The organism is Nocardia sp. CA-107356, assembly GCF_050946365.1.
Lineage (GTDB): Bacteria > Actinomycetota > Actinomycetes > Mycobacteriales > Mycobacteriaceae > Nocardia.
Map to the genome: position 1 here is coordinate 2,483,007 of NZ_CP191992.1, position 18,947 is coordinate 2,501,953.

General features: G+C 66.1%; 18 protein-coding genes. 9 read left to right on the plus strand and 9 right to left on the minus strand.

The genetic code is table 11. The features are described 5' to 3' along the window. Positions 1-22 precede the first annotated feature (22 nt). Positions 23-211, plus strand: a complete 189-nt coding sequence (locus ACQP1G_RS11255; RefSeq protein WP_433201931.1) for a hypothetical protein — start codon at positions 23-25, stop codon at positions 209-211. Between the two features lie 77 nt (positions 212-288). Here the strand turns inward: ACQP1G_RS11255 and ACQP1G_RS11260 are convergent, their stop codons facing one another. Genes ACQP1G_RS11260 through ACQP1G_RS11280 form a run of 5 tightly spaced genes read right to left on the minus strand, consistent with a single transcriptional unit; the run spans position 289 to position 5,194 of the window. Continuing rightward, positions 289-1,176 carry a potassium-transporting ATPase subunit C gene (locus ACQP1G_RS11260; RefSeq protein ID WP_433201934.1) on the minus strand — a complete coding sequence of 296 codons (888 nt, stop codon included), beginning with the start codon at positions 1,174-1,176 and terminating at the stop codon, positions 289-291. A 1-nt stretch (position 1,177) separates the two neighbouring features. Continuing rightward, positions 1,178-3,340: a potassium-transporting ATPase subunit KdpB gene (kdpB, locus tag ACQP1G_RS11265; RefSeq protein WP_433201937.1), complete on the minus strand. Its 2,163-nt coding sequence runs from the start codon at positions 3,338-3,340 to the stop codon at positions 1,178-1,180. A 1-nt stretch (position 3,341) separates the two neighbouring features. Then, the gene (kdpA, locus tag ACQP1G_RS11270) at positions 3,342-5,012 is read right to left on the minus strand and encodes a potassium-transporting ATPase subunit KdpA (RefSeq protein WP_433201940.1); all 1,671 of its coding nucleotides are present in this window, start codon (positions 5,010-5,012) and stop codon (positions 3,342-3,344) included. Further along, entirely contained in the window at positions 5,013-5,099 is an 87-nt protein-coding gene (gene kdpF / locus ACQP1G_RS11275) for a K(+)-transporting ATPase subunit F (protein ID WP_433208398.1), read from the minus strand. Continuing rightward, the gene (locus tag ACQP1G_RS11280) at positions 5,096-5,194 is read right to left on the minus strand and encodes a potassium-transporting ATPase (RefSeq protein ID WP_379067582.1); all 99 of its coding nucleotides are present in this window, start codon (positions 5,192-5,194) and stop codon (positions 5,096-5,098) included. The genes kdpF and ACQP1G_RS11280 overlap by 4 nt, the downstream gene beginning before the upstream one ends. A gap of 283 nt (positions 5,195-5,477) precedes the next feature. On the opposite strand from ACQP1G_RS11280, the gene ACQP1G_RS11285 reads away from it, so the two are divergent. From ACQP1G_RS11285 to ACQP1G_RS11320, 8 genes are all read left to right on the plus strand, one after another. Then, on the plus strand, positions 5,478-5,651 hold the full coding sequence (locus ACQP1G_RS11285; protein ID WP_433201943.1) for a hypothetical protein: 174 nt from the start codon (positions 5,478-5,480) through the stop codon (positions 5,649-5,651). Continuing rightward, positions 5,648-8,353 carry an ATP-binding protein gene (locus ACQP1G_RS11290; RefSeq protein ID WP_433201946.1) on the plus strand — a complete coding sequence of 902 codons (2,706 nt, stop codon included), beginning with the start codon at positions 5,648-5,650 and terminating at the stop codon, positions 8,351-8,353. The genes ACQP1G_RS11285 and ACQP1G_RS11290 overlap by 4 nt, the downstream gene beginning before the upstream one ends. A gap of 56 nt (positions 8,354-8,409) precedes the next feature. Next, the gene (locus ACQP1G_RS11295; protein ID WP_433201949.1) at positions 8,410-9,117 is read left to right on the plus strand and encodes a response regulator; all 708 of its coding nucleotides are present in this window, start codon (positions 8,410-8,412) and stop codon (positions 9,115-9,117) included. A gap of 251 nt (positions 9,118-9,368) precedes the next feature. Next, positions 9,369-9,842 carry an OsmC family protein gene (locus tag ACQP1G_RS11300; RefSeq protein ID WP_433201952.1) on the plus strand — a complete coding sequence of 158 codons (474 nt, stop codon included), beginning with the start codon at positions 9,369-9,371 and terminating at the stop codon, positions 9,840-9,842. Beyond that, complete coding sequence (locus tag ACQP1G_RS11305) at positions 9,842-10,132, plus strand: acylphosphatase (RefSeq protein ID WP_433201955.1); 291 nt, start codon at positions 9,842-9,844, stop codon at positions 10,130-10,132. The genes ACQP1G_RS11300 and ACQP1G_RS11305 overlap by 1 nt, the downstream gene beginning before the upstream one ends. Before the next feature lie 31 nt (positions 10,133-10,163). Then, positions 10,164-11,078, plus strand: a complete 915-nt coding sequence (locus ACQP1G_RS11310) for a hypothetical protein (RefSeq protein WP_433201958.1) — start codon at positions 10,164-10,166, stop codon at positions 11,076-11,078. Beyond that, on the plus strand, positions 11,078-12,241 hold the full coding sequence (locus ACQP1G_RS11315) for a glutathionylspermidine synthase family protein (RefSeq protein ID WP_433201960.1): 1,164 nt from the start codon (positions 11,078-11,080) through the stop codon (positions 12,239-12,241). The genes ACQP1G_RS11310 and ACQP1G_RS11315 overlap by 1 nt, the downstream gene beginning before the upstream one ends. Positions 12,242-12,274: 33 nt before the next feature. Then, entirely contained in the window at positions 12,275-12,724 is a 450-nt protein-coding gene (locus ACQP1G_RS11320; RefSeq protein WP_433201963.1) for a DUF350 domain-containing protein, read from the plus strand. A 58-nt stretch (positions 12,725-12,782) separates the two neighbouring features. Here ACQP1G_RS11320 and ACQP1G_RS11325 read toward each other — a convergent pair whose 3' ends face one another. From ACQP1G_RS11325 to ACQP1G_RS11340, 4 genes are all read right to left on the minus strand, one after another. Continuing rightward, a complete protein-coding gene (locus ACQP1G_RS11325; protein WP_433201965.1) occupies positions 12,783-14,855 on the minus strand; it encodes a hypothetical protein in 2,073 nt (690 codons plus the stop codon). 37 nt (positions 14,856-14,892) lie between these two features. Further along, positions 14,893-15,750: an alpha/beta hydrolase gene (locus ACQP1G_RS11330; protein WP_433201968.1), complete on the minus strand. Its 858-nt coding sequence runs from the start codon at positions 15,748-15,750 to the stop codon at positions 14,893-14,895. A gap of 611 nt (positions 15,751-16,361) precedes the next feature. Further along, a complete protein-coding gene (locus ACQP1G_RS11335) occupies positions 16,362-16,787 on the minus strand; it encodes a DUF1707 SHOCT-like domain-containing protein (RefSeq protein ID WP_433201971.1) in 426 nt (141 codons plus the stop codon). Positions 16,788-17,257: 470 nt separating this feature from the next. Then, positions 17,258-18,628: a hypothetical protein gene (locus ACQP1G_RS11340; protein WP_433201975.1), complete on the minus strand. Its 1,371-nt coding sequence runs from the start codon at positions 18,626-18,628 to the stop codon at positions 17,258-17,260. Positions 18,629-18,947 lie beyond the last annotated feature (319 nt).

Sequence of the window (18,947 nt, forward strand, 5' to 3'; positions counted from 1 at the left end):
ACTCGCAGGCTGGAGGTGCACGATGCAGACATCACTGGATATCAGGGATCTGTGGATCACACAGCACCGTGATTGCAGCGCGGAGCCCATCATGGATCTCGATCTCGACCGGGCGCGATTCATCTGCAGTACCCACGCGGGGCACGGTCCGGAATGCCGTCAGTATCTCGCCGCGGCGGCGTTTTGCTTCGGCTACCTCGAGGACAACTGACCGGATAGGCCGAGCGCCCACTCTCGCTGTGATCCAGTGGATTCCGTCGGGAGTGGGCGCTCGTGCCCGGGTTGGAGTTACCCGCGGAACGGGTGTTGACCGTCCAGGTCCAGATTCAGCTCGACTACGTTGACGCGCGGTTCACCGAGGAAGCCGAGGGTCCGGCCGTCGGTGTGCGTCTCGACCAGCTCGCGCACCTGATCCTCGGGGATATTGCGTGCCTTGGCGATTCGCGCCACCTGGATGGCCGCGTACTCCGGCGAGATATGCGGGTCCAGGCCACTGCCACTGGCGGTGACCGCATCGGTGGGCACCGGGGTGTCGGTCGAGGCGTCGCCGTAGACGGGGACGATCCTGCCGACCGAGTAGTCCTCACCCGGCTTGGCGCATTCGACCTGAACACCCTTATAGGTGGACAGGAACGGCGTCGTCGGGCACGCCTCGTTGACGCTGACGACCTGCACCGGCTGCGATACCTCGCCGTCGGCGTCGCGCGGGCCGATCACCGAGAGCACCGCACCGATACCGTCTTTGGTGCAGAACGGACGGCTGCCGTCGACCCCCTCACGGTCGCCGACTGCCTTGCTGCGCGAGCACACGGTGGAGAGCAGGCTCAATTTCACGTTGGCCGGATCGGCGTCGAGAGTATCCACGATGCTCTCCGGGCCGAGGTTGCTCGCCGCGGTGGACAGCGGATCGTAGCCGTCACCGGCCGCGGACGGACGGCTCTGGAAGTACTGCACCAGTGCGTTGCCGTCCTTATCGGTGAACGACTGTCCGATGATCCTGCTGCCCACGACCTTGCCATCGGACTCGATCAGCGAGCCCTCCGCCTTATCGTGCAGGCCGGGCAGCTGAGCAACCGCGAAAACCGCCAGCGGATAGACGATTCCGGTGATCGCGGTGAGCACCAGCAGCGCTCGCAGCGCGGCCAGATGCTGCCGGATCCAAGTTGACATACGCATATCAGGACATCCCGGGGAGGAGTTGGACGAGCAGGTCGATGAGCTTGATGCCGATGAACGGCGCGACGATGCCGCCGAGGCCGTAGATCGTCAGGTTGCGGCTCAACAGTTTCGACGCGTTGGTCGGCGTGTAGTTCACACCGCGCAGCGCCAACGGGATCAGCGCGATGATGACCAGCGCGTTGAAGATGACCGCCGACAGGATCGCCGACTGCGGGCTCGACAGACGCATGATGTTGAGCGCGTCGAGGCCGGGGAACAGCGCGATGAACAACGCGGGCAGGATCGCGAAGTACTTGGCGATGTCATTGGCGATCGAGAAGGTGGTCAGCGCACCGCGGGTGATCAGCAGCTGCTTGCCGATCTCCACGATCTCGATGAGTTTGGTTGGATCCGAATCCAGGTCGACCATATTCCCGGCTTCCTTGGCCGCCGAGGTGCCGGTGTTCATCGCGACACCCACGTCGGCCTGGGCCAGCGCCGGAGCGTCGTTGGTGCCGTCACCGGTCATCGCGACCAGTCGTCCACCGTCCTGCTCCTTCTTGATCAGGGCCAGCTTGTCCTCCGGCGTGGCCTCCGCGAGGAAGTCGTCCACGCCCGCCTCATCGGCGATCGCCTTGGCGGTCAACGGGTTGTCGCCGGTGATCATGACGGTACGGATGCCCATGCGGCGCATCTCGTCGAAGCGCTCCCGCATGCCCTGCTTGACAACGTCCTTGAGGTGGATGACGCCGAGCAGTCGGGCCTTGCCGTCGTTGACCTCACCGACGACCAGTGGTGTGCCACCGGAGGCCGAGACGCCGTCGACGATCACGCCGATCTCGCTGGGTACGTGCCCTCCTTGTGCGCGAACCCATTCCATGACGGCGCTGGCCGCACCCTTGCGCAGTTGGTGACCGTCCTGCAGGTCGACACCCGACATGCGGGTCTGCGCGGTGAATTCCACCCAGGTCGCGCCGGTCAGCTCGCCCGGGGTGCGCTCGCGCTTGTTGAACGCCTGCTTGGCGTAGACGACGATGGAGCGACCTTCGGGGGTCTCGTCGGCGAGGCTGGAAAGCTGTGCCGCGTCCGCCAATTCGTCGTCCGGTATGCCCGGCGCCGGAACGAATCCCGAGGCCTGCCGGTTGCCGAGGGTGATGGTGCCGGTCTTGTCCAGCAGCAGGGTGTTGACGTCGCCCGCGGCCTCGACGGCGCGGCCCGACATGGCCAGCACATTGCGCTGGACCAGACGGTCCATCCCCGCGATGCCGATGGCCGACAGCAGCGCGCCGATCGTGGTCGGGATCAGGCAGACCAGCAGCGAGACCATGACGATGCCGGTAATGCCGTGCATGTCCAGTGCCGAAGTATCGCCCACGCCAGGGTTGTTCGACTTCGAGAAGATCGCCAGCGGCTGCAGGGTGACCACCGCGAACACGAAGATGATCGTGAGCGAGGCGAGCAGGATGTTCAGCGCGATCTCGTTCGGCGTCTTCTGCCGACTCGCGCCCTCGACCAGGGCGATCATCTTGTCGATAAAGCTCGCGCCGGGCTCCTGGGTGATCTTGACGACGATCCGGTCCGAGAGCACCGTGGTACCGCCGGTCACTGCCGAGCGGTCACCGCCGGATTCCCGGATGACCGGGGCCGATTCGCCGGTGATGGCCGATTCGTCCACGGAGGCAATGCCTTCCACGACATCGCCGTCACCGGGGATGATCTGGCCCGCTTCGACGACTACATAGTCACCGCGCTGTAGTTCCGGAGCCGCGACCTTCTCCTCGACCACCCGGCCGCCGGGCGTCCAATCGACCAGGCGACGAGCGATGGTGTCGGTCTTCGCCTTGCGCAGCGTATCGGCCTGCGCCTTACCCCGGCCCTCGGCGACGGCCTCGGCGAGGTTGGCGAAGATCACGGTGAGCCACAGCCACACCACGATCGCCCAGGCGAAGAAGGTGGGTGAGGCGATCGCGAGAATCGTCGACCAGACGGCGCCGATCTCGACGATGAACATCACCGGGTTCTTCCACATAGTGCGTGGATCGAGCTTGCGCGCCGCGTCCGGCAGCGACGTGAGCAGCATTTTCGGATCGAGCGCGCCGCGGGGCACGCGACCGCCCTTGTGCTCGGCGGGCTCGGCCGACTCAGCGGTTGTTTCGACTACATCAGTTGTGGGACTGGTCATTTCAGTGGATTCCTTCAGCGAGCGGCCCGAGTGCGAGTGCGGGCAGGAAGGTGAGCGCGACCAGGATCACGGTCACGCCGACGACCATGCCGACGAACTGCGGCCGGTGTGTCGGCAGCGTGCCGATCGACTCGGGAGTGGTGCCCTGCTGGGCCAGCGAACCGGCCAAGGCGAGCACGAAGATGATGGGCAGGAATCGGCCGAAGACCATGGCCAGACCGAGTGCGGTGTTGTACCACTCGGTATTGCCGCTCAGGCCGGCGAACGCCGAACCATTGTTGTTCGCCGCGGAAGTGAAGGCGTAGAGCACTTCCGACAACCCGTGCGGCCCGGAATTGGCCATGCTGGCGCGTTCGCCGGGCAGCGCCATCGCGACCGCCGTGCCGACCAGCACGATCAGCGGGCTGATCAGGAAGTAGGACGCGGCGAGCTTGATCTCCTTCGGGGTGATCTTCTTGCCCAGGTACTCCGGCGTGCGGCCGACCATGAGACCAGCGACGAAGACGGTGATCACCGCCAGGATGAGCATGCCGTACAGGCCCGAACCGGTACCACCGGGCGCGACCTCACCCAGTTGCATGTTGAACATCGTCATCATGCCGCCGAGGCTGGTGTAGGAGTCGTGGAACGAGTCGACCGCGCCGGTCGAAGTCAAGGTCGTCGCGGTGGCGAACGTGGCGGAATCGGCGACGCCGAAACGCGTTTCGATACCCTCCATGGACGCGCCGATCGCGGTGGGCACGGTGCCGTGGTGCTGCAGTTGGAAGAAGTTCTGCAATGTCACGCTGATCAGCGCGATCGTGCCCATCACTGCCACGATCGCGTAGCCCTGCTTCTTGCTGCCGACCATGCGACCGAAGGTGCGCGGCAGCGAGAAACTGACCACCACCAGCAGGAAGATCTCCAACCAGTTGGTCCACGCGTTGGGGTTCTCGAACGGGTGCGCGGAGTTCGCGTTGTAGAAGCCGCCGCCGTTGGTGCCGAGTTCCTTGATGACCTCCTGGCTGGCCACGGGGCCGCCGGTAATGGTCTGCTCGGAGCCGCCCAGGGTCTGCGCGACCTGGTCGTGCAGGTGGAAGTTCTGGATCGCGCCACCCGCGACCAGCACGATCGCGAAGATGAAGGCGATCGGCAGCAGGATGCGGATGGTGCCACGCACCAGGTCCACCCAGAAGTTGCCGAGATCGCCGGTGTGGCGGCGCGCGAAGCCGCGCACCAGCGCGACCGCGACGGCCATACCGACGGCGGCGGAGACGAAGTTCTGCACCGCCAGACCGGCCATCTGCACCAGATGCCCCTGGGTCGACTCACCGGAGTAGTTCTGCCAGTTCGTATTCGTCACGAAGCTGATCGCGGTGTTCCACGCCAGCGCGGGCGTCATTTCGGTGCCGGGATCGTTCAGATGCACTGGCAGTTTGCCCTGGATCAGCTGGAAGAAGAACAGGAACAGCACGCTGACCGCGGAAAAGGCCAGCACACTGCGGGCATACACGGCCCAGGTCTGTTCGACCTCCGGCTGCACGCCGATGGCCTTGTAGATCACCCGCTCCGCGCGCGAGTTCTTCTTGCTGCTGTACACCCGGAACATGTAGTCGCCGAGCGGCACATGGACGAGGGCAAGCGCGATGATCAGGGCCGCCAGGAAGGCGATCCCCGCTGTTGTCGTGTTCACCTAGAACCTCTCGGGGAAAAGCAGAGCCGCGACCAAGTAGATCGCGACGAGGACGGCCAGAATCAAGCCGATCAGGTTCGCGATCACAGTTTTTCCACCCCCCGCTGGATCAGGCCCAGCAGCGCGAAGATCGCCACGGTGAGCACCGTGAACACCACGACAGACATTTTTACAACCTCCATTGGCGCTCCGTGTATGGAGCGCGACAGGGTGAGTCAAGCGGGCATTCGAGCTGGCGCCGAGCTTCCTTACGGGTCTTTAGCGCCGCGTAGATGAGCATTGACGCTTCGTTTACAGGCGGTCCGGCGCTGGGTGAAAGGATGCCGTCAAGTTGTCCGGACAACCCGTCAACACACCGTAAAGATCCAGTTCATCGCGGTATCGACAGGTAGAAACGACAGCACCGGCCAGGCGGAGGACTCCAGCGCAACCGGTCTTCGGTATCGGTAATGGAGAGGATCGAAAATGTCGACCGTCACGGTTGCGGTGATCGTCGGATTTGTGCTGTGCGCGCTGCTGATCCGCGCGCTGTCGATGATGGAGAGCGGGCGTGCGGTCCGCTCCTGGGAGACCGATGCCGCGGCGCGGCAGGTACGGGTAACCACCGGGATGCCCCGGCGCGCGATGATGGATAAGTGAAGCGCGGCCAACTACGCATCTACCTCGGCGCGGCACCGGGAGTCGGCAAAACCTTCGCCATGCTCGGCGAGGCGCACCGACGGCTCGAACGTGGCCGCGACGTGGTGGCCGCGGTAGTCGAAACCCATGGGCGGGCCAAGACCGCCGAACTGCTGGAGGGGATCGAACGGATACCACCGAAGCTGATCGAGTACCGCGGCGCCACCTTCCCCGAGTTGGATGTGGAGGCGGTGCTGCGCCGGCAGCCAGCGGTCGTGCTGGTCGACGAACTCGCGCACACCAACGCCCCTGGCAGCACGCACGAAAAGCGCTGGCAGGACATCGAGGAGTTGCTCGCTGCGGGCATCGACGTCATCTCGACGGTCAATGTCCAGCACTTGGAGAGCCTCAACGATGTCGTCGAACAGATCACCGGCATCCAGCAGCGCGAGACGGTACCGGACGCGGTGGTGCGCAGCGCGGATCAGGTGGAGCTGGTGGACATCACCCCTGAGGCGTTGCGGCGCAGGCTGTCTCACGGCAATGTCTATGCGGCCGAAAAGGTCGACGCGGCATTGCGCAACTACTTCCGTCCCGGCAACCTGACCGCGCTGCGCGAACTCGCGCTGCTGTGGTTGGCCGATCAGGTCGACGCGGCGTTGGCGAAGTACCGGGCCGATCACAAGATCACCGAGTTGTGGGAGGCCCGCGAGCGCGTCGTGGTCGCGGTGACCGGCGGTCCGGAGTCCGAGACCGTGGTGCGCCGGGCCAGCCGCATCGCCACCAAATCCAGCGCCGATCTGGTGCTGCTGCACGTCGTGCGCGGTGACGGTCTGGCGGGCGTGTCGACCGAGCGGATGGCGCGGTTACGCGACCTCGCGGCCAGTCTGGACGCGAGCCTGCACACCGTGACCGGTGACAATGTGCCGACGGCGCTCCTGGAATTCGCGCGCGAGGTCAACGCCACCCAGTTGGTGCTCGGCACCTCCCGGCGCTCGCGCTGGGCGCGCATCTTCGATCAGGGCATCGGGTCGACGGTGGTGCAGCAGTCGGGCCGCATCGATGTGCACATGGTCACACACGAGGAGGCCAATCACGGGCTGCGCTGGCGCTCGTTCTGGCCGCGCCAACCCGTGCGCGCCTGGCTGGCCGCGGTGCTGGTACCCATTGTCGTCTGCGCGATCTGTGCCGCATTCTTCGACGGCGTGCTGCAACTGGGCGGTCTCAGCGCGCTGTTCTTCATCGGTGTCGTTGCCGTGGCATTGCTGGGTGGTGTTGTGCCCGCGGCGTTTTCGGCGCTGTTCTCCGGCTGCCTGCTGAACTGGTTCTTCGTCGAGCCCCGCTACAGCCTCACCATCGCCGAGCCGGACAGCTTCGTCACGGTGGTGGTGTTGCTGATCGTCGCGGTCGCGGTGGCGGCCCTGGTGGATGTGGCCGCGAAGCGAACCAGGCAGGCGCGCAAGGCTTCTCGGCAGGCCCAACTGTTGACCATGTTCGCGGGTGCCATCCTGCACGGCGCCGATCTGCCCAAACTGCTGGAGCAGGTACGCGAGACCTACGGTCTGCGTGCGGTGAGCATGGTCAGTGGTGAGTCCGTCGTCGCCTCGGTCGGTGACGATGCGCCGCAGCGAGTGTCCGAGGCCGAAAGCGCGATCGAAGCGGGCGATACCACCAGTTGGCTGCTGCTCGCCGGGCGTCCACTCGATTCCGCTGACCGGCCGGTGCTGCATGCCGTCGCGAACCAGGCGGCAGGACTGGTGCGCCAGGCACGGCTCGCCGAGGAGGCGAGTGCGGCGGCCGCATTGCTCGAGGCCGATCGGTTGCGTCGCGCGTTGCTCTCCGCGGTCAGCCACGATCTGCGGACGCCGTTGGCAGGGGCAAAGGCCGCGGTCTCCAGCCTGCGCAGCGACGATGTGGAGTTCTCCGCCGAGGACACCGCCGAATTGCTGGAAGCCATCGAGGAATCGGTGGACCAACTGACCGCGCTGGTCGGCAACCTGCTGGACTCCTCGCGGCTCGCGGTCGGGGTGGTGAAGCCGCAGTTGCGGCGGGTGTACATGGATGAGGTCGTGCACCGGGCGCTGGTGAGTGTCGGGATGGGTGCGCGCGGGTTGCGGCGTGCGGCGATGGATCGGGTCAAGGTGGAGGTCGGCGAGGTATCGGTGCTGGCCGACGGTGGTCTGCTCGAGCGAGTGCTGGCCAATCTCATCGATAACGCGCTGCGGCATTCCGGGCGCGATACGCCGGTCCGGGTCACTGCCGAGCGGGACGGCGATCGGGTATCGATCGCCGTGGTCGATGTGGGGCCCGGCGTACCCGCCGGAACCGAGGAGCAGTTGTTCGAACCGTTCCAGCGGCTCGGGGATCGCGATAACACCACCGGTGTCGGGCTCGGGCTTTCGGTGGTGCGTGGGTTCGTAGAGGCGATGGGCGGTGCGGTACACGCCGAGCCGACGCCGGGTGGTGGGTTGACGATCGTGGTCGATTTATCGGCCGGTGCGAGTGCGTACGAACCGGACGGTGTGGGGCCCGAACCGGCCGAGGTGAACGGCGGTGGGGCCGAGCCGAGCGGCGTCGCCGAGGCCGTTGCCGAAGTGGCCGAGACGAGTGTCGACGACATCGCCGCGCGGCGTGGTGATGCCGGATCTGAACAGCCTTCGGGTGCAGGATCGGCGATGTTGGTCGATGTACCCGCCGACGAGACCGAGGCCGGGAGCAGATGATGACAACTACGGTGATGGAGAGTGGCGGGGCAGCCCGCCCGACACAGGAAGTCGCGATGACCGACAAGAAGCAGGAAGTGCCGACGACCAAGGTACTGGTGGTCGACGACGAGCCGCAGATCGTGCGCGCGCTCCGCATCAACCTGTCGGTGCGCGGATATGAGGTGATCACCGCGGGCACCGGCGCGGCGGCGCTGCGTGCGGCGGCCGATAAGCATCCCGACGTGGTCATCCTGGATCTGGGTCTGCCCGATATGGACGGTATCGAGGTATTGGCCGGGCTGCGCGGCTGGACCGCTGCGCCGGTGATCGTGCTCTCGGCGCGGACCGATTCGACCGACAAGGTGGAGGCGCTGGACGCGGGCGCGGACGACTACGTCACCAAACCGTTCGGGATGGACGAGCTATTGGCGCGGCTGCGTGCCGCCGTGCGGCGTGGGGCGACCGATACCGATGCGGCCGATCCGGTGGTGGTGACGTCCTCGTTCACGGTCGACCTGTCCGCCAAGAAGGTCACCAAGAACGGTGAGCCCGTGCATCTGACCCCGACCGAGTGGGGGATGCTCGAGATGCTGGTCCGTAATCGGGGCAAGCTCGTCGGACGGCGTGAGCTGCTGCGCGAGGTGTGGGGCCCGTCCTATGCCACCGAAACCCATTACCTGCGTGTCTATCTCGCGCAATTGCGGCGCAAGCTCGAGGTCGACCCGTCGAATCCGAAGCATCTGCTGACCGAGGCCGGAATGGGCTACCGCTTCCAGGAATAGCACCGGATGCGGCCCGACGTTGCTGCGAACGCATGCCGGCTCACGACACAGGTCCTTTGGTCATCACACATGTCCGATTGCGCGGGGCGCGGTGACGAACGGACTGGTGTGAGCGGCCGCGAGCCCGGATGTTCGGCGGCTGCGTTGTCTCGGATGTCACGGTGGGGTGAAGGCCGTTCCCGGAATGGGCCCGTGGTGGGTGGCGTTGCCGGGGGTGAGCCGTTCTCCGACTAGATGGCAGGATCGAAACCATGGCTGAGCAGACCACCGTATCCGCGACCACGACTACCGCGCCCGCCGCCGAGCCGACCCAACTGTGGGTCGAGCGCACCGGGACCAGGGCGTACACCGGCCGCAGCTCGCGCGGTGCCGAGGTATTGATCGCATCCCAGGGCGTGCCGGGCGCGTTCACCCCGGGTGAGTTGCTGAAGATCGCGTTGGCTGGCTGCTCCGGACTGAGCGCGGACTTTCCGCTCTCACGCAAGCTGGGGGACAGCTTCGACGCGACCATCCGGGTCTCCGGTGACGCCGATCGCGAGAACGAGGTGTATCCGCAGCTCGACGAGGTGTTCGAACTCGATCTCAGCGAACTCGACGAGGAGGCCCGCGAGCGGCTGCTGGTCACCGTGCAGCGCGCCATCGACAAGGTCTGCACCGTTGGTCGGACGCTCAAGGCGGGCAGCAAGGTCACGCTGACATTCGATATCGACGCTATCGACGCGTGATGGGAGATGCGCACGTCGAATCGGTCCGCCTGAGTGCATGGGTGCACGGGTACGTGCAGGGCGTCGGCTTCCGCTGGTGGGCTCGCTCGCGTGCGCTGGCCCTCGGTCTGGTCGGCCACGCCACCAATGCGCGCGACGGACGGGTACACGTGGTGGCCGAGGGTCCGCGACCCGGATGCGAAATGTTGCTGGATCTCTTGCGTTCGGGTGATACACCTGGTCGGGTTGACGTTGTTGTGGAAAGCTGGGAGCCCGCGCGGGGTGATTTGTCCGGATTCGAGGAGCGCTAGTGGTAGGTACGACGACCGAGAGGTGTGATCGGTGAGTACGCGGGATCCGGACGCCGGGGGCGATGCGGGTCAGCGCGAGTCGGGCGGGACCGATCCCGGGGCCGGTGCTTCTGGTGATGACGGGTCGTCTTCGCCCGCACCGGAATCAGCGCCCGGCGGGGAGCCCGCCGCATCGAATGAGCACCCCGCCGCGTCGTCGCCTGGTCGGCCGGAGCAAGGGGCGGGCGCCGCGCCGCCCGAACCGGGTCATCCCGGGTATCCGGGATTCGGATCCCCCGGGGGCGAGTCCGCTGGTGACGAATCTGCCGGGAACCGATCTGCTGAGGGTGAATCCGTAGCGCCCCAACCGATTTCGCCGGGCGAGGAACCGCGTCGGTTCGGCATTCCGCCGCGCGCGGGCAGCATGCAGCGCCAAGAGCCCGGTGTCACCCAGCCGCGGCCGCCGACGGTGGCCGAGGCGCGGGCGCGGGACAAGGCACGCAAGCGTGCCGAGGAAGCGCAGCGGGCTGCCGCTGCCGCCGCAGAGAACAAGAAGCGCACCCGCAAACGCGTGCTCATCGGCGGTGTCGCCATCGTGGGTGTCGCCGGGCTCGTCGGCGGCGGCTACCTCGCCTACAAGGCGTTGACCAAGCCCGACAACGTGACCGCCTACTGCACCGTGATCGACCAGAACGGTCAGGAAGTCGTCGTCGACGACGATCGGTGTGAGACGGCGTCCAATGCCGTCGGCTCCGGGACAGGCGGCGCGCATACCCTCAGCAACGGGATCTTCATCTACAACGGCAGCCAGTACCGCTACTACTACGGCGGCAACAACACTGTCGGGCGACCGCCAACCGGCGGAACGACGGTGCAGCCCAAGGGTGCTCAGATTTCGACGAAGAGCGGCGGTACGGTGACCCGTGGTGGCCTCGGTACCAGCAGCAAGAGCGGAAGTGGTTCGTAATGCGACGAGTTCGCAGTGCGCCGCGCCCGGGGTGGCAGCAGATCATCGAAGGGCAGGGGCTGGTCTACGGCGCGCCGGGCCGTGACGCGAGTGGTCTGCCCCGGCCGTACTGGGACGAATCGGTGCACTACGAGTTCGAGATGTCGGAGATTCTCGCGCTGGAGGCCGATGTCGAACTGCTGCATTCGATGTGCCTGAACGCGGTCGAGCATGTCGTGCTCACCGAGCGGTACAAGGATTTCGGTCTGCCCGAATGGAGTTGGGGACCGATCGCCGAATCATGGAAGCGCAGTGACCCCCACGTCTACGGTCGCTTCGACCTGCGCTACGACGCGCGCCGTCCGGCGAAACTGTTGGAGTACAACGCCGATACGCCGACCTCGCTGCTCGAGGCCGCAATTGTGCAGTGGCACTGGCTCACTGCGCTCTATCCCAACGGCGACCAGTGGAATTCGTTGCACGAGAAGCTGGTCGAGCGTTGGACCGAGCTGCGCGACATCCTGCCTTCTTCGCAACTGCACTTCACCTGGTCCGGTGCCGACGCCACCGGTGAGGACAATGTCACCACCGCGTATATGCAGGAGACCGCGGCCGAGGCCGGATTCGACACCATCGCGCTGCCGATCGAGGAGGTCGGATTCGATGGTGAGCTGGAGCGTTTCGTCGACCTGGCGGAGGGTTCGATCGATGCGATCTTCAAGCTCTATCCATGGGAGTGGGTACTCGACGACGATTTCGGCAAACGCGTGGTCACGAGTCTGCCGCAGACCATGTGGGTCGAACCGCTGTGGAAGACATTGCTGAGTAACAAGGCGATTCTCGCGGTGCTGTGGGAGATGTATCCCGGACATCCGAATCTGTTGCCCGCCTACCTCGATCAGCCCAATGAGCTCACCGAATACATTCGCAAGCCGAAGCTCGGGCGCGAGGGCGCGAATATGACGATTGTCGGCGCTGGTCTGGAGACCGCAACGGGCGGGGTCTACGGCGAAGAGGGTTTCGTCTACCAATTGCTGGACCCGCTACCGGAATTCGACGATATGCGCCCCGTTCTCGGTGGCTGGATCGTCGGTGACAATGCGGCCGGACTCGGCATCCGCGAAACCGCCGGATTGATCACCGACGACGGCTCCGCCTTTGTCCCGCACCGCATTACGCAGTAAGCCGCTACGCGACCCCACCTCGGAAGGATCACGATGACCGCAGTTGCCCTCGAATCGGGTTACTGGAACTCGCTCGGCACCGGCGTTGGAGCCATCGTCCTCTACGCCATCATCGGCTTGGCCCTCATGCTCGTCGGCTTCTACGCCATCGATCTGACCACACCCGGCAAGCTGCGCTCACTGGTCGCCGCGGGTAAGCCCAATGCCATCATTGTCACCGCCGCGGGCATGGTCAGCATGGCGTTGATCGTGGTGCTCGCGACGTACGCCTCGGCGGGCAAACTCTCCGAGGGGCTCATAGCCGCCAGTGTCTACGGTTTGGTCGGCATTATCGCGCAGGTGATCTCGGTTCGGGTCATCGAGCGCGCGCTCGGCATCGATATCGGCGCGGCGCTGGAAGCCGATGTCTACACCACCGAAGTTCTGGTGGTGGCCGCGGCGCACTTCGCACTCGGTCTGGTTGTCGCCTTCGCCATTCTGTAATTCAGTTCCCTCGGAATGCCACTGGTGTATCCGCACGTACCGCTACCGGGCCAGGCATTCAGTTGTCGTAGGAGGCGACGCCTACGGGGCCCACGCCCACGCAGAGGTCGAGTCCTGGGGTGCGGGGGCTGATTCGGAGGGTGGAGCCGCTGCCTATTACGCGGATGTAGACGGTGTTCAGGCCTCGGCGTACCGGGGCGGGGACGGGGGCGCCGTGTTCGAAGGAGATGGTGATGCGGCCGTCTCGGCTGGCGAGATAGTTGAGTTGGACGGTCCATTCGTGTTCGAGCATCGGGCCGTCGAGGGGGACGTCGGTCGGTTGGGGGCCGCGGATTCGGTAGCCGCAGTTGGGGTCTGGGCCGGGGAGGATGCTGCGGTTCCACCAGACGGCGGCCTCGACGATCGCGCCCGTGTCGGTGATCATGCGCAGGTGTGTTGTCGAGTCGGCGAAGGTGGTGGCGGACGCGAGGGGTGCGAGTACGCGACTGGTCAGATTTTGGGGGTATGCCGTTGGGTTCAGGATGTCCCACGGCACTTCCTGCTCGAGCAGGGGTGCGCCATCGGAGTCGGCCAGCGCCGACTTCACGGTGGTGACGTAGGTTTTGGTCGGGTTTATGCGCCATGAGCGCACGAAGGTAGCGGTGGACCAGAGGCTGCTCACGAGGAACACCACCGTCAGTGCGGCTGTGGCGCGTGGGCCGGGCCGCAGAGTAAGGGCACGGCCACCCGAGTTGGACAGCCACAAACGGGCGCGACCCGACGCGGACGCGTCGCCGCCAGGGCCGGGACGCAATGACAGGACACGGCCGGACAAGCGCGAGAACCCCATACCGGCGCGACGCAGCATGGATGCGTCGCTACGAGGGACGAGCCACGATGTAAGGGCACGGCCGGGCAAGCGCGAGAGCAACATACGGGCGCGACGCAACCTATCCGCGACGCCAACGGATCCGGGAAGCAATACGGATGCGTCCTCACGCGGGCGGGCACGCAATATCAGCCCACCCGCCGCGGTCAGCACCACCGCAATATCGGCGAAGTAGCGCAGGGACTGCATCAGTTCGCCCGTGGTATTCGGTCCACTGCGGGCCAATGCCACCGGCAGCTGGGCTACCAGTACATACGCCGCCGCCGTCACCCATACCGGCCCGATACGAAGCCGGGCACGCATCGACAGCACCACCAGCACGCACAAACACACCCACGCCGACACCGCCGCCCAGCCCGGCGGATCCGCCCACGGCGTCGAAGGCAACCAGCGCTCCCAGCTCCACGGTCCGCCGAACAGCGTCGGCACGATGCCCAATGACGTTGCGCCGGGTAGCAACTCGCGCAGTTCGGCCGGACTGCTGTGCAGCGCCGAAACATCCACGACCGTGAGGTATCCGGCCAGCCAGCAGAGGATCACGACACCGGATCCGGCCCAGAGTGTCGCGCCTCGACGCGCCACCACACGGATCGCGGATCCGAGACCATCGACGTGGCGTGTCAGTGCGGCAATGGCGAACGCGGCGAACGCGGCGATCACCGCCTTCTCGAAGAACAGCAGTGCCACCGCGAGCACCACGATCCCCGACACCGCGTACCGCCGCCGACCGCTGTCGACCAGCCGCACCGCATCGCCGATTACCCATGCGAGCGCGAATTGCAGCGGCAGCGCATTGAGGGCGGCGGCCCACCACGCGTACGCCGGAAGCGTCAACGGGCAGAACAGGTAGAACACCAGCGGGATCAGGATCGTCCATCGCGTGCCGACCAGCACGATCAGCATCCGCAACACCGCCACCGACGCCCCGAGCTGCAGGACGAGCAGCGATAGCACCGGTCCGGCCCACGTCAGCGGCGCCACCGCGGTCAACACCCAGGCCGTGGCGAAGGCCAGCGGCATGAAATGTCCGTCGTGGTTGTACAGCAGCAGATCCGTTGACCACAGCGGATAGGTCCCCGCCCGGCCGACCAGAATGAGATCGTCCCAGTAGAAGTAGCCGCTATTGGCCACCCAGTAGCGAACTGCCAACTGCAGCAGGATGAGGCATCCGGCCGCGACGACAACCGGCCGGGCCGTCGCGATCGTTCGCGAGGTCCGCGCAGGCGGGACGTCGACGCACTCCGGTAGGGCGACGGTGTCCATGGCATCCCACCGTAGCGTCGCGGCTAGCGAATCTCGATCAAACGCCGAGTGCGTGGGCCAGATGCGGCCAGGAATCGTGTAGGTCGGTCTCGAACTGTCCCCAGGTGTGCGAACCCTCGGGGCGGTTGACGTGGACGACCGGTAGCCCGAGCTCGTGCAGCCGGTCGGCGAAAGCGTCCGTGCACGAGCTGGCGATCGCCTCGATCGGCGGGAAGCCGAGCCCGCCCTCATCGATCGCGCCCGGTGTGCCGGTGGCGGCCGAGAGGTAGATCGTCTTGCCCGCCAGCGCACCGGCATTGGTGAATGCGTCGTGCACCGGCCAAGTCCCCTGGCCCAGCTCGCCCCACATATTGACCGGATTGGCCCCACCCCGGATCACCTGCGCACTGACCATCGCCACCCCGAGCGCGTCCGAGGCCCACGGGCAGCCGCTGTAGGCCGCCACGGCGCTGTACACATCGGGCGCCTGAATCGCGAGGTCGACCGCGGATGCCGCACTCATGGATACGCCAGCGATCGCATTGCGTCCGGTGCTGCCGAGCTGGGAGTCGAGGACCGCGGGGAGTTCCCGGGAGAGATAGGTCTGCCACCGGTTGCGACCGACCACCGGGTCGTCGGTGAGCCAGTCGGTGTACATGCTGTACGCGCCACCGATCGGCATCACCACGTTGACATGCTTATCCGCGAAGAACTGCCGGACATCGGTATCGTCCCACCAGGAGATGCCGTCGGTGCCACCACCGATACCGGTGAGCAGATACAGCGTCGGCGCCGGACCACCCGAGGCCCGAATCACCCTGTTGCTCACCACCCGATCCATCGCGGGCGAATAGACATCCACCCGCGATACCGACCCATCCAGCGGAGCCTCGTCGACCACACGCGGGGCCGCCATGGCAGGGCGAACGGTCAGGACAGAAAACGCGAAACAGGCCACCAGCACGCTCATGAGCGAGGCCAAATACCTTGAAGCCCTCACGATTCCATGAATACCACCGAAGATCAGTAGGCAAACCTGGTGTGCAACAACATTATCCGCACCGTCGGTGCGTACCAAGCGATGACCTTTCGGGCGGGGCGCATCGCCGGTGACATCAGGCGGTTGTCGTAGGGCGGCCGGTCGTGGCGGAGACCTCTCGCCGTTGGGGCGGCCATATGTGTGCCCTGGCCATGCCCGTAGGCATGACTTCAGTGGCCATCGCGACGCGAAATGGTGGGCAAGGAGGGGAATGTCGAGCGCGGAGATCGGTATCGGCAACCATGGGTCCGTGCGGACCAGGACCATGATGGTGGCGGTGACGCAGATCGCCAGGACGGTTCATCCATGGGCGAGGCCGAGCGTGCGGCTGTGGTTGGACCTGCTGTCGAGCCGCATGCCGACGAGCCCGGCCCGAACGTGCCGGACATGAGGTGAACCCTCAGCAGTGCCGGATATCCCTGCGGTACAGGGGAATCCAGCACTGCTGACGATGCGAGCAGTGCTGGAGCGCCGACCGTGACGACACGTCAGCCGGTGTGGCGTCCGAACCGGCCGGATTCGAAACCGGCCAGCATCCGGAAGGCGAGTACCGCACCCCACGGGCCGATGACCCAGATCGGCCACGGGTAGGTGAATTCACCGACGCTGACCGAGATCGCGGCCCAGATGGCAAGGACCAGCAGGCTGACTCCGAGCCACGAGGTGCCTTCGATCTGCTGCCAGATCGGGAAGCGGGCGGTCGAATTCTTCTGTACAGCAGACTCTTTCGGCAGTTTCGGTAGATCCGACAGCACCAGCTGCAGATCGTCGCGCACCCCGGTCTCGTAGACGCGGGCGACGCGCTGATCGTATTCGGCGAGGTCGATCCGGCCATCGGCCATATGCCGCCCGAGCAGACGCACAACCTTCTCGCGCTCCGCATCGGAGGCCCGAGTACCAGGCGAGATTTCCATGTTCAGGTCCTAACGACTAGTTCTATATTCCACATTGGAAGGTGTCATCAGAATGCACCCTCCAATGTGGAATGTCAACCCTCGGCGAAGCTCGACCCTCGACGCTGGAGTCACCGCGGTCGGCGGGAAGCCGGAACGCGATCGACAGCCGCTCGGCCCAGGGGCGGCCCAGGTGGGTTTTCAGGCCGTGTGCCCAGGCCCGGCCGATGTCGATGAGGTCAGCCACTGCTGGAACAAGCCGCCGATCTCCGGTGCTATGGCGTCGAAGGTCTGCCACGAATCCGGTACCGCATGGCTCGAGTCGAACACAGCGATGGCCGGAACGGCTTGGTGCAGCGCGCGAGAGGACCGATACGCCGACGTGGTGACGACGTTGCCGGTGGGACCGTCGCGAATCTCGTGAACGGCGCTGAGCCCGTTGGTGATCCAGCGGAGATCGTGGGTGTGGCATTGTGCCGTGGCCCGCGCGTTTACCAGCGGCGACCGGTTTCGGGTGGGTCATTCCAGCGCTGGTTCTGCGGTGCGGACTGGTGCGGCCAGGGGTTTTCGGTGTGGTGGGCACCGGAAAGCGCGGGTCGGTGTGCGCCGGAACCTTCGTCGTAGGGGCGTGGCGCGGGGTTGCGGTAGCGCTGGTCCGTTGCTTCGGGCCAATGACCGCTGGGGGTTTCGGTGCTGCGGTGCCGGGATGAGTCGTCGCGGCGTCGGGCCGGTGGGGTGGGCCGGGTAGCGGCTGGTGGTTCGTTTCCGCGCTCGTTCGGTGGTGCGTCCCAGCTGTCGCTCGGTGGTGCGTTCCACGTGTCACTTGGCGGTGCGCTCCGGCGGTCGTTAGGTGGCTCGTTCCAGCCGGTGTTCGATGGTTCGTCCCAGTCATCGTTGATCGGTTCGTCCCAGCGTTCGCCCGGTCGCGCGCTTCGGTGTTCGCTCGGTGGTGTGGCTCGGTGGGTTTCCTGGGGCTGGTTGCGTCTTCGTGTCGGGGGTTCGCCGTGGCGTGCAGCCTGTCGTTCATCGCGGCTATCGGCCGACGGTTCGGGGCGGTGTGGATCGGCGGGCGCTCTGCGGCGGCCACGCGCTCGGCCGCCTTGTTCGGGTGACGGCTCGTGGCGGCGACGCGATCGTTCGGGCCGATTCTCGTCCGCGGCCGCGGGGGTTCGCCGGTGCGGTGCTGCGTTGTGACGCGCGCTCACGTGCTCTTGTGCCCCGGTGGATTCGCGGGACGGCGGCGCGTCCGGATCATGGTGGGCGAGTTCGGCTTCGGGCTTGATGACGGGGAGCACACGGGTGATGCGGGTCGACGAGTCGCCGCGTTCGCGGAAGGCGGCGGGGATGCCCTGGTCGTGCAGCCAGGCTCCGGGATCGTAGCGATCCTGGCGGTCCAAGTGCGGGACCGTGCGTTCCAGCAGGTCCAGCAGGTCGCCCTTGCCCCCGAGGGCGGCGCGGATGGCGGGGAAGGTGGTGGCGCGGAAGGCCCAGTCCCATTCGTAGGCGGCGTCGGTGCCGCCGGAGTCGTGGCCGTGGAAGACCAGGTCGCCGGAGCGGGTGATGCGGGCCCGCACCGACAGGTCTTCGGATTCGATGAGGAAGCCACGGATTTCGGTGCGGGCGCGGGTTGCCGCGTGCCCGGCGGCTCGCACCTCGAACCAGGCGGTGGTCAGGCCGGTCATGGCGAGTCCGGCGGCGATGGCGACCTGGATCCAGACATCGGACAGGTCGCTCTTGCGGCTGGCCTCGCACGCGTAGAGAAAAACCAGGCTGCCCACGACCAGCGTGGCGATGCGGGTCAGCCGCAGCGTCGTCGCATGACGGACCAGACCGAGCACGGTGCTGGTCTTGGCCGATGGCATGCTCTGCACTCCCGGACGAATGTTCCCTGGCGAATCAGACTGGATCGTAAGCGTCGAGGGAGTTCGGCGGTAGCGCAAGCGGGATCCGATTGATCCAGCCGGGTAAGGGTGCCGTCGAGGTTGTGGAACTGGCTGTCCGAACTGGTGACATTGCTGATTGCGCTCGAAGTCCTCCACGTGGGTGACGGTCGTCCTGCCCGGCAGGTATACGAGAAAAAGCCGTATTCGGGGCGGCCGGATACCGGATGGTCTGTGCGGGCAACGCACCCCCGGGAGATGCGACCTGACCGCCGCCCCGACCGGGCAAACTCAGAGCACA

What these genes read in the sequence shown, in the direction of transcription:
- ACQP1G_RS11255 (WP_433201931.1), top strand. Translation starts at nt 23, where the DNA reads ATGCAGACATCACTGGATATCAGGGATCTGTGGATCACACAGCACCGT.
- ACQP1G_RS11260 (WP_433201934.1), bottom strand. Translation starts at nt 1,176, where the DNA reads ATGCGTATGTCAACTTGGATCCGGCAGCATCTGGCCGCGCTGCGAGCG.
- kdpB (WP_433201937.1), bottom strand. Translation starts at nt 3,340, where the DNA reads ATGACCAGTCCCACAACTGATGTAGTCGAAACAACCGCTGAGTCGGCC.
- ACQP1G_RS11280 (WP_379067582.1), bottom strand. Translation starts at nt 5,194, where the DNA reads ATGGAGGTTGTAAAAATGTCTGTCGTGGTGTTCACGGTGCTCACCGTG.
- ACQP1G_RS11285 (WP_433201943.1), top strand. Translation starts at nt 5,478, where the DNA reads ATGTCGACCGTCACGGTTGCGGTGATCGTCGGATTTGTGCTGTGCGCG.
- ACQP1G_RS11295 (WP_433201949.1), top strand. Translation starts at nt 8,410, where the DNA reads ATGACCGACAAGAAGCAGGAAGTGCCGACGACCAAGGTACTGGTGGTC.
- ACQP1G_RS11300 (WP_433201952.1), top strand. Translation starts at nt 9,369, where the DNA reads ATGGCTGAGCAGACCACCGTATCCGCGACCACGACTACCGCGCCCGCC.
- ACQP1G_RS11305 (WP_433201955.1), top strand. Translation starts at nt 9,842, where the DNA reads ATGGGAGATGCGCACGTCGAATCGGTCCGCCTGAGTGCATGGGTGCAC.
- ACQP1G_RS11315 (WP_433201960.1), top strand. Translation starts at nt 11,078, where the DNA reads ATGCGACGAGTTCGCAGTGCGCCGCGCCCGGGGTGGCAGCAGATCATC.
- ACQP1G_RS11320 (WP_433201963.1), top strand. Translation starts at nt 12,275, where the DNA reads ATGACCGCAGTTGCCCTCGAATCGGGTTACTGGAACTCGCTCGGCACC.
- ACQP1G_RS11325 (WP_433201965.1), bottom strand. Translation starts at nt 14,855, where the DNA reads ATGGACACCGTCGCCCTACCGGAGTGCGTCGACGTCCCGCCTGCGCGG.
- ACQP1G_RS11330 (WP_433201968.1), bottom strand. Translation starts at nt 15,750, where the DNA reads ATGGCGGCCCCGCGTGTGGTCGACGAGGCTCCGCTGGATGGGTCGGTA.
- ACQP1G_RS11335 (WP_433201971.1), bottom strand. Translation starts at nt 16,787, where the DNA reads ATGGAAATCTCGCCTGGTACTCGGGCCTCCGATGCGGAGCGCGAGAAG.
- ACQP1G_RS11340 (WP_433201975.1), bottom strand. Translation starts at nt 18,628, where the DNA reads ATGCCATCGGCCAAGACCAGCACCGTGCTCGGTCTGGTCCGTCATGCG.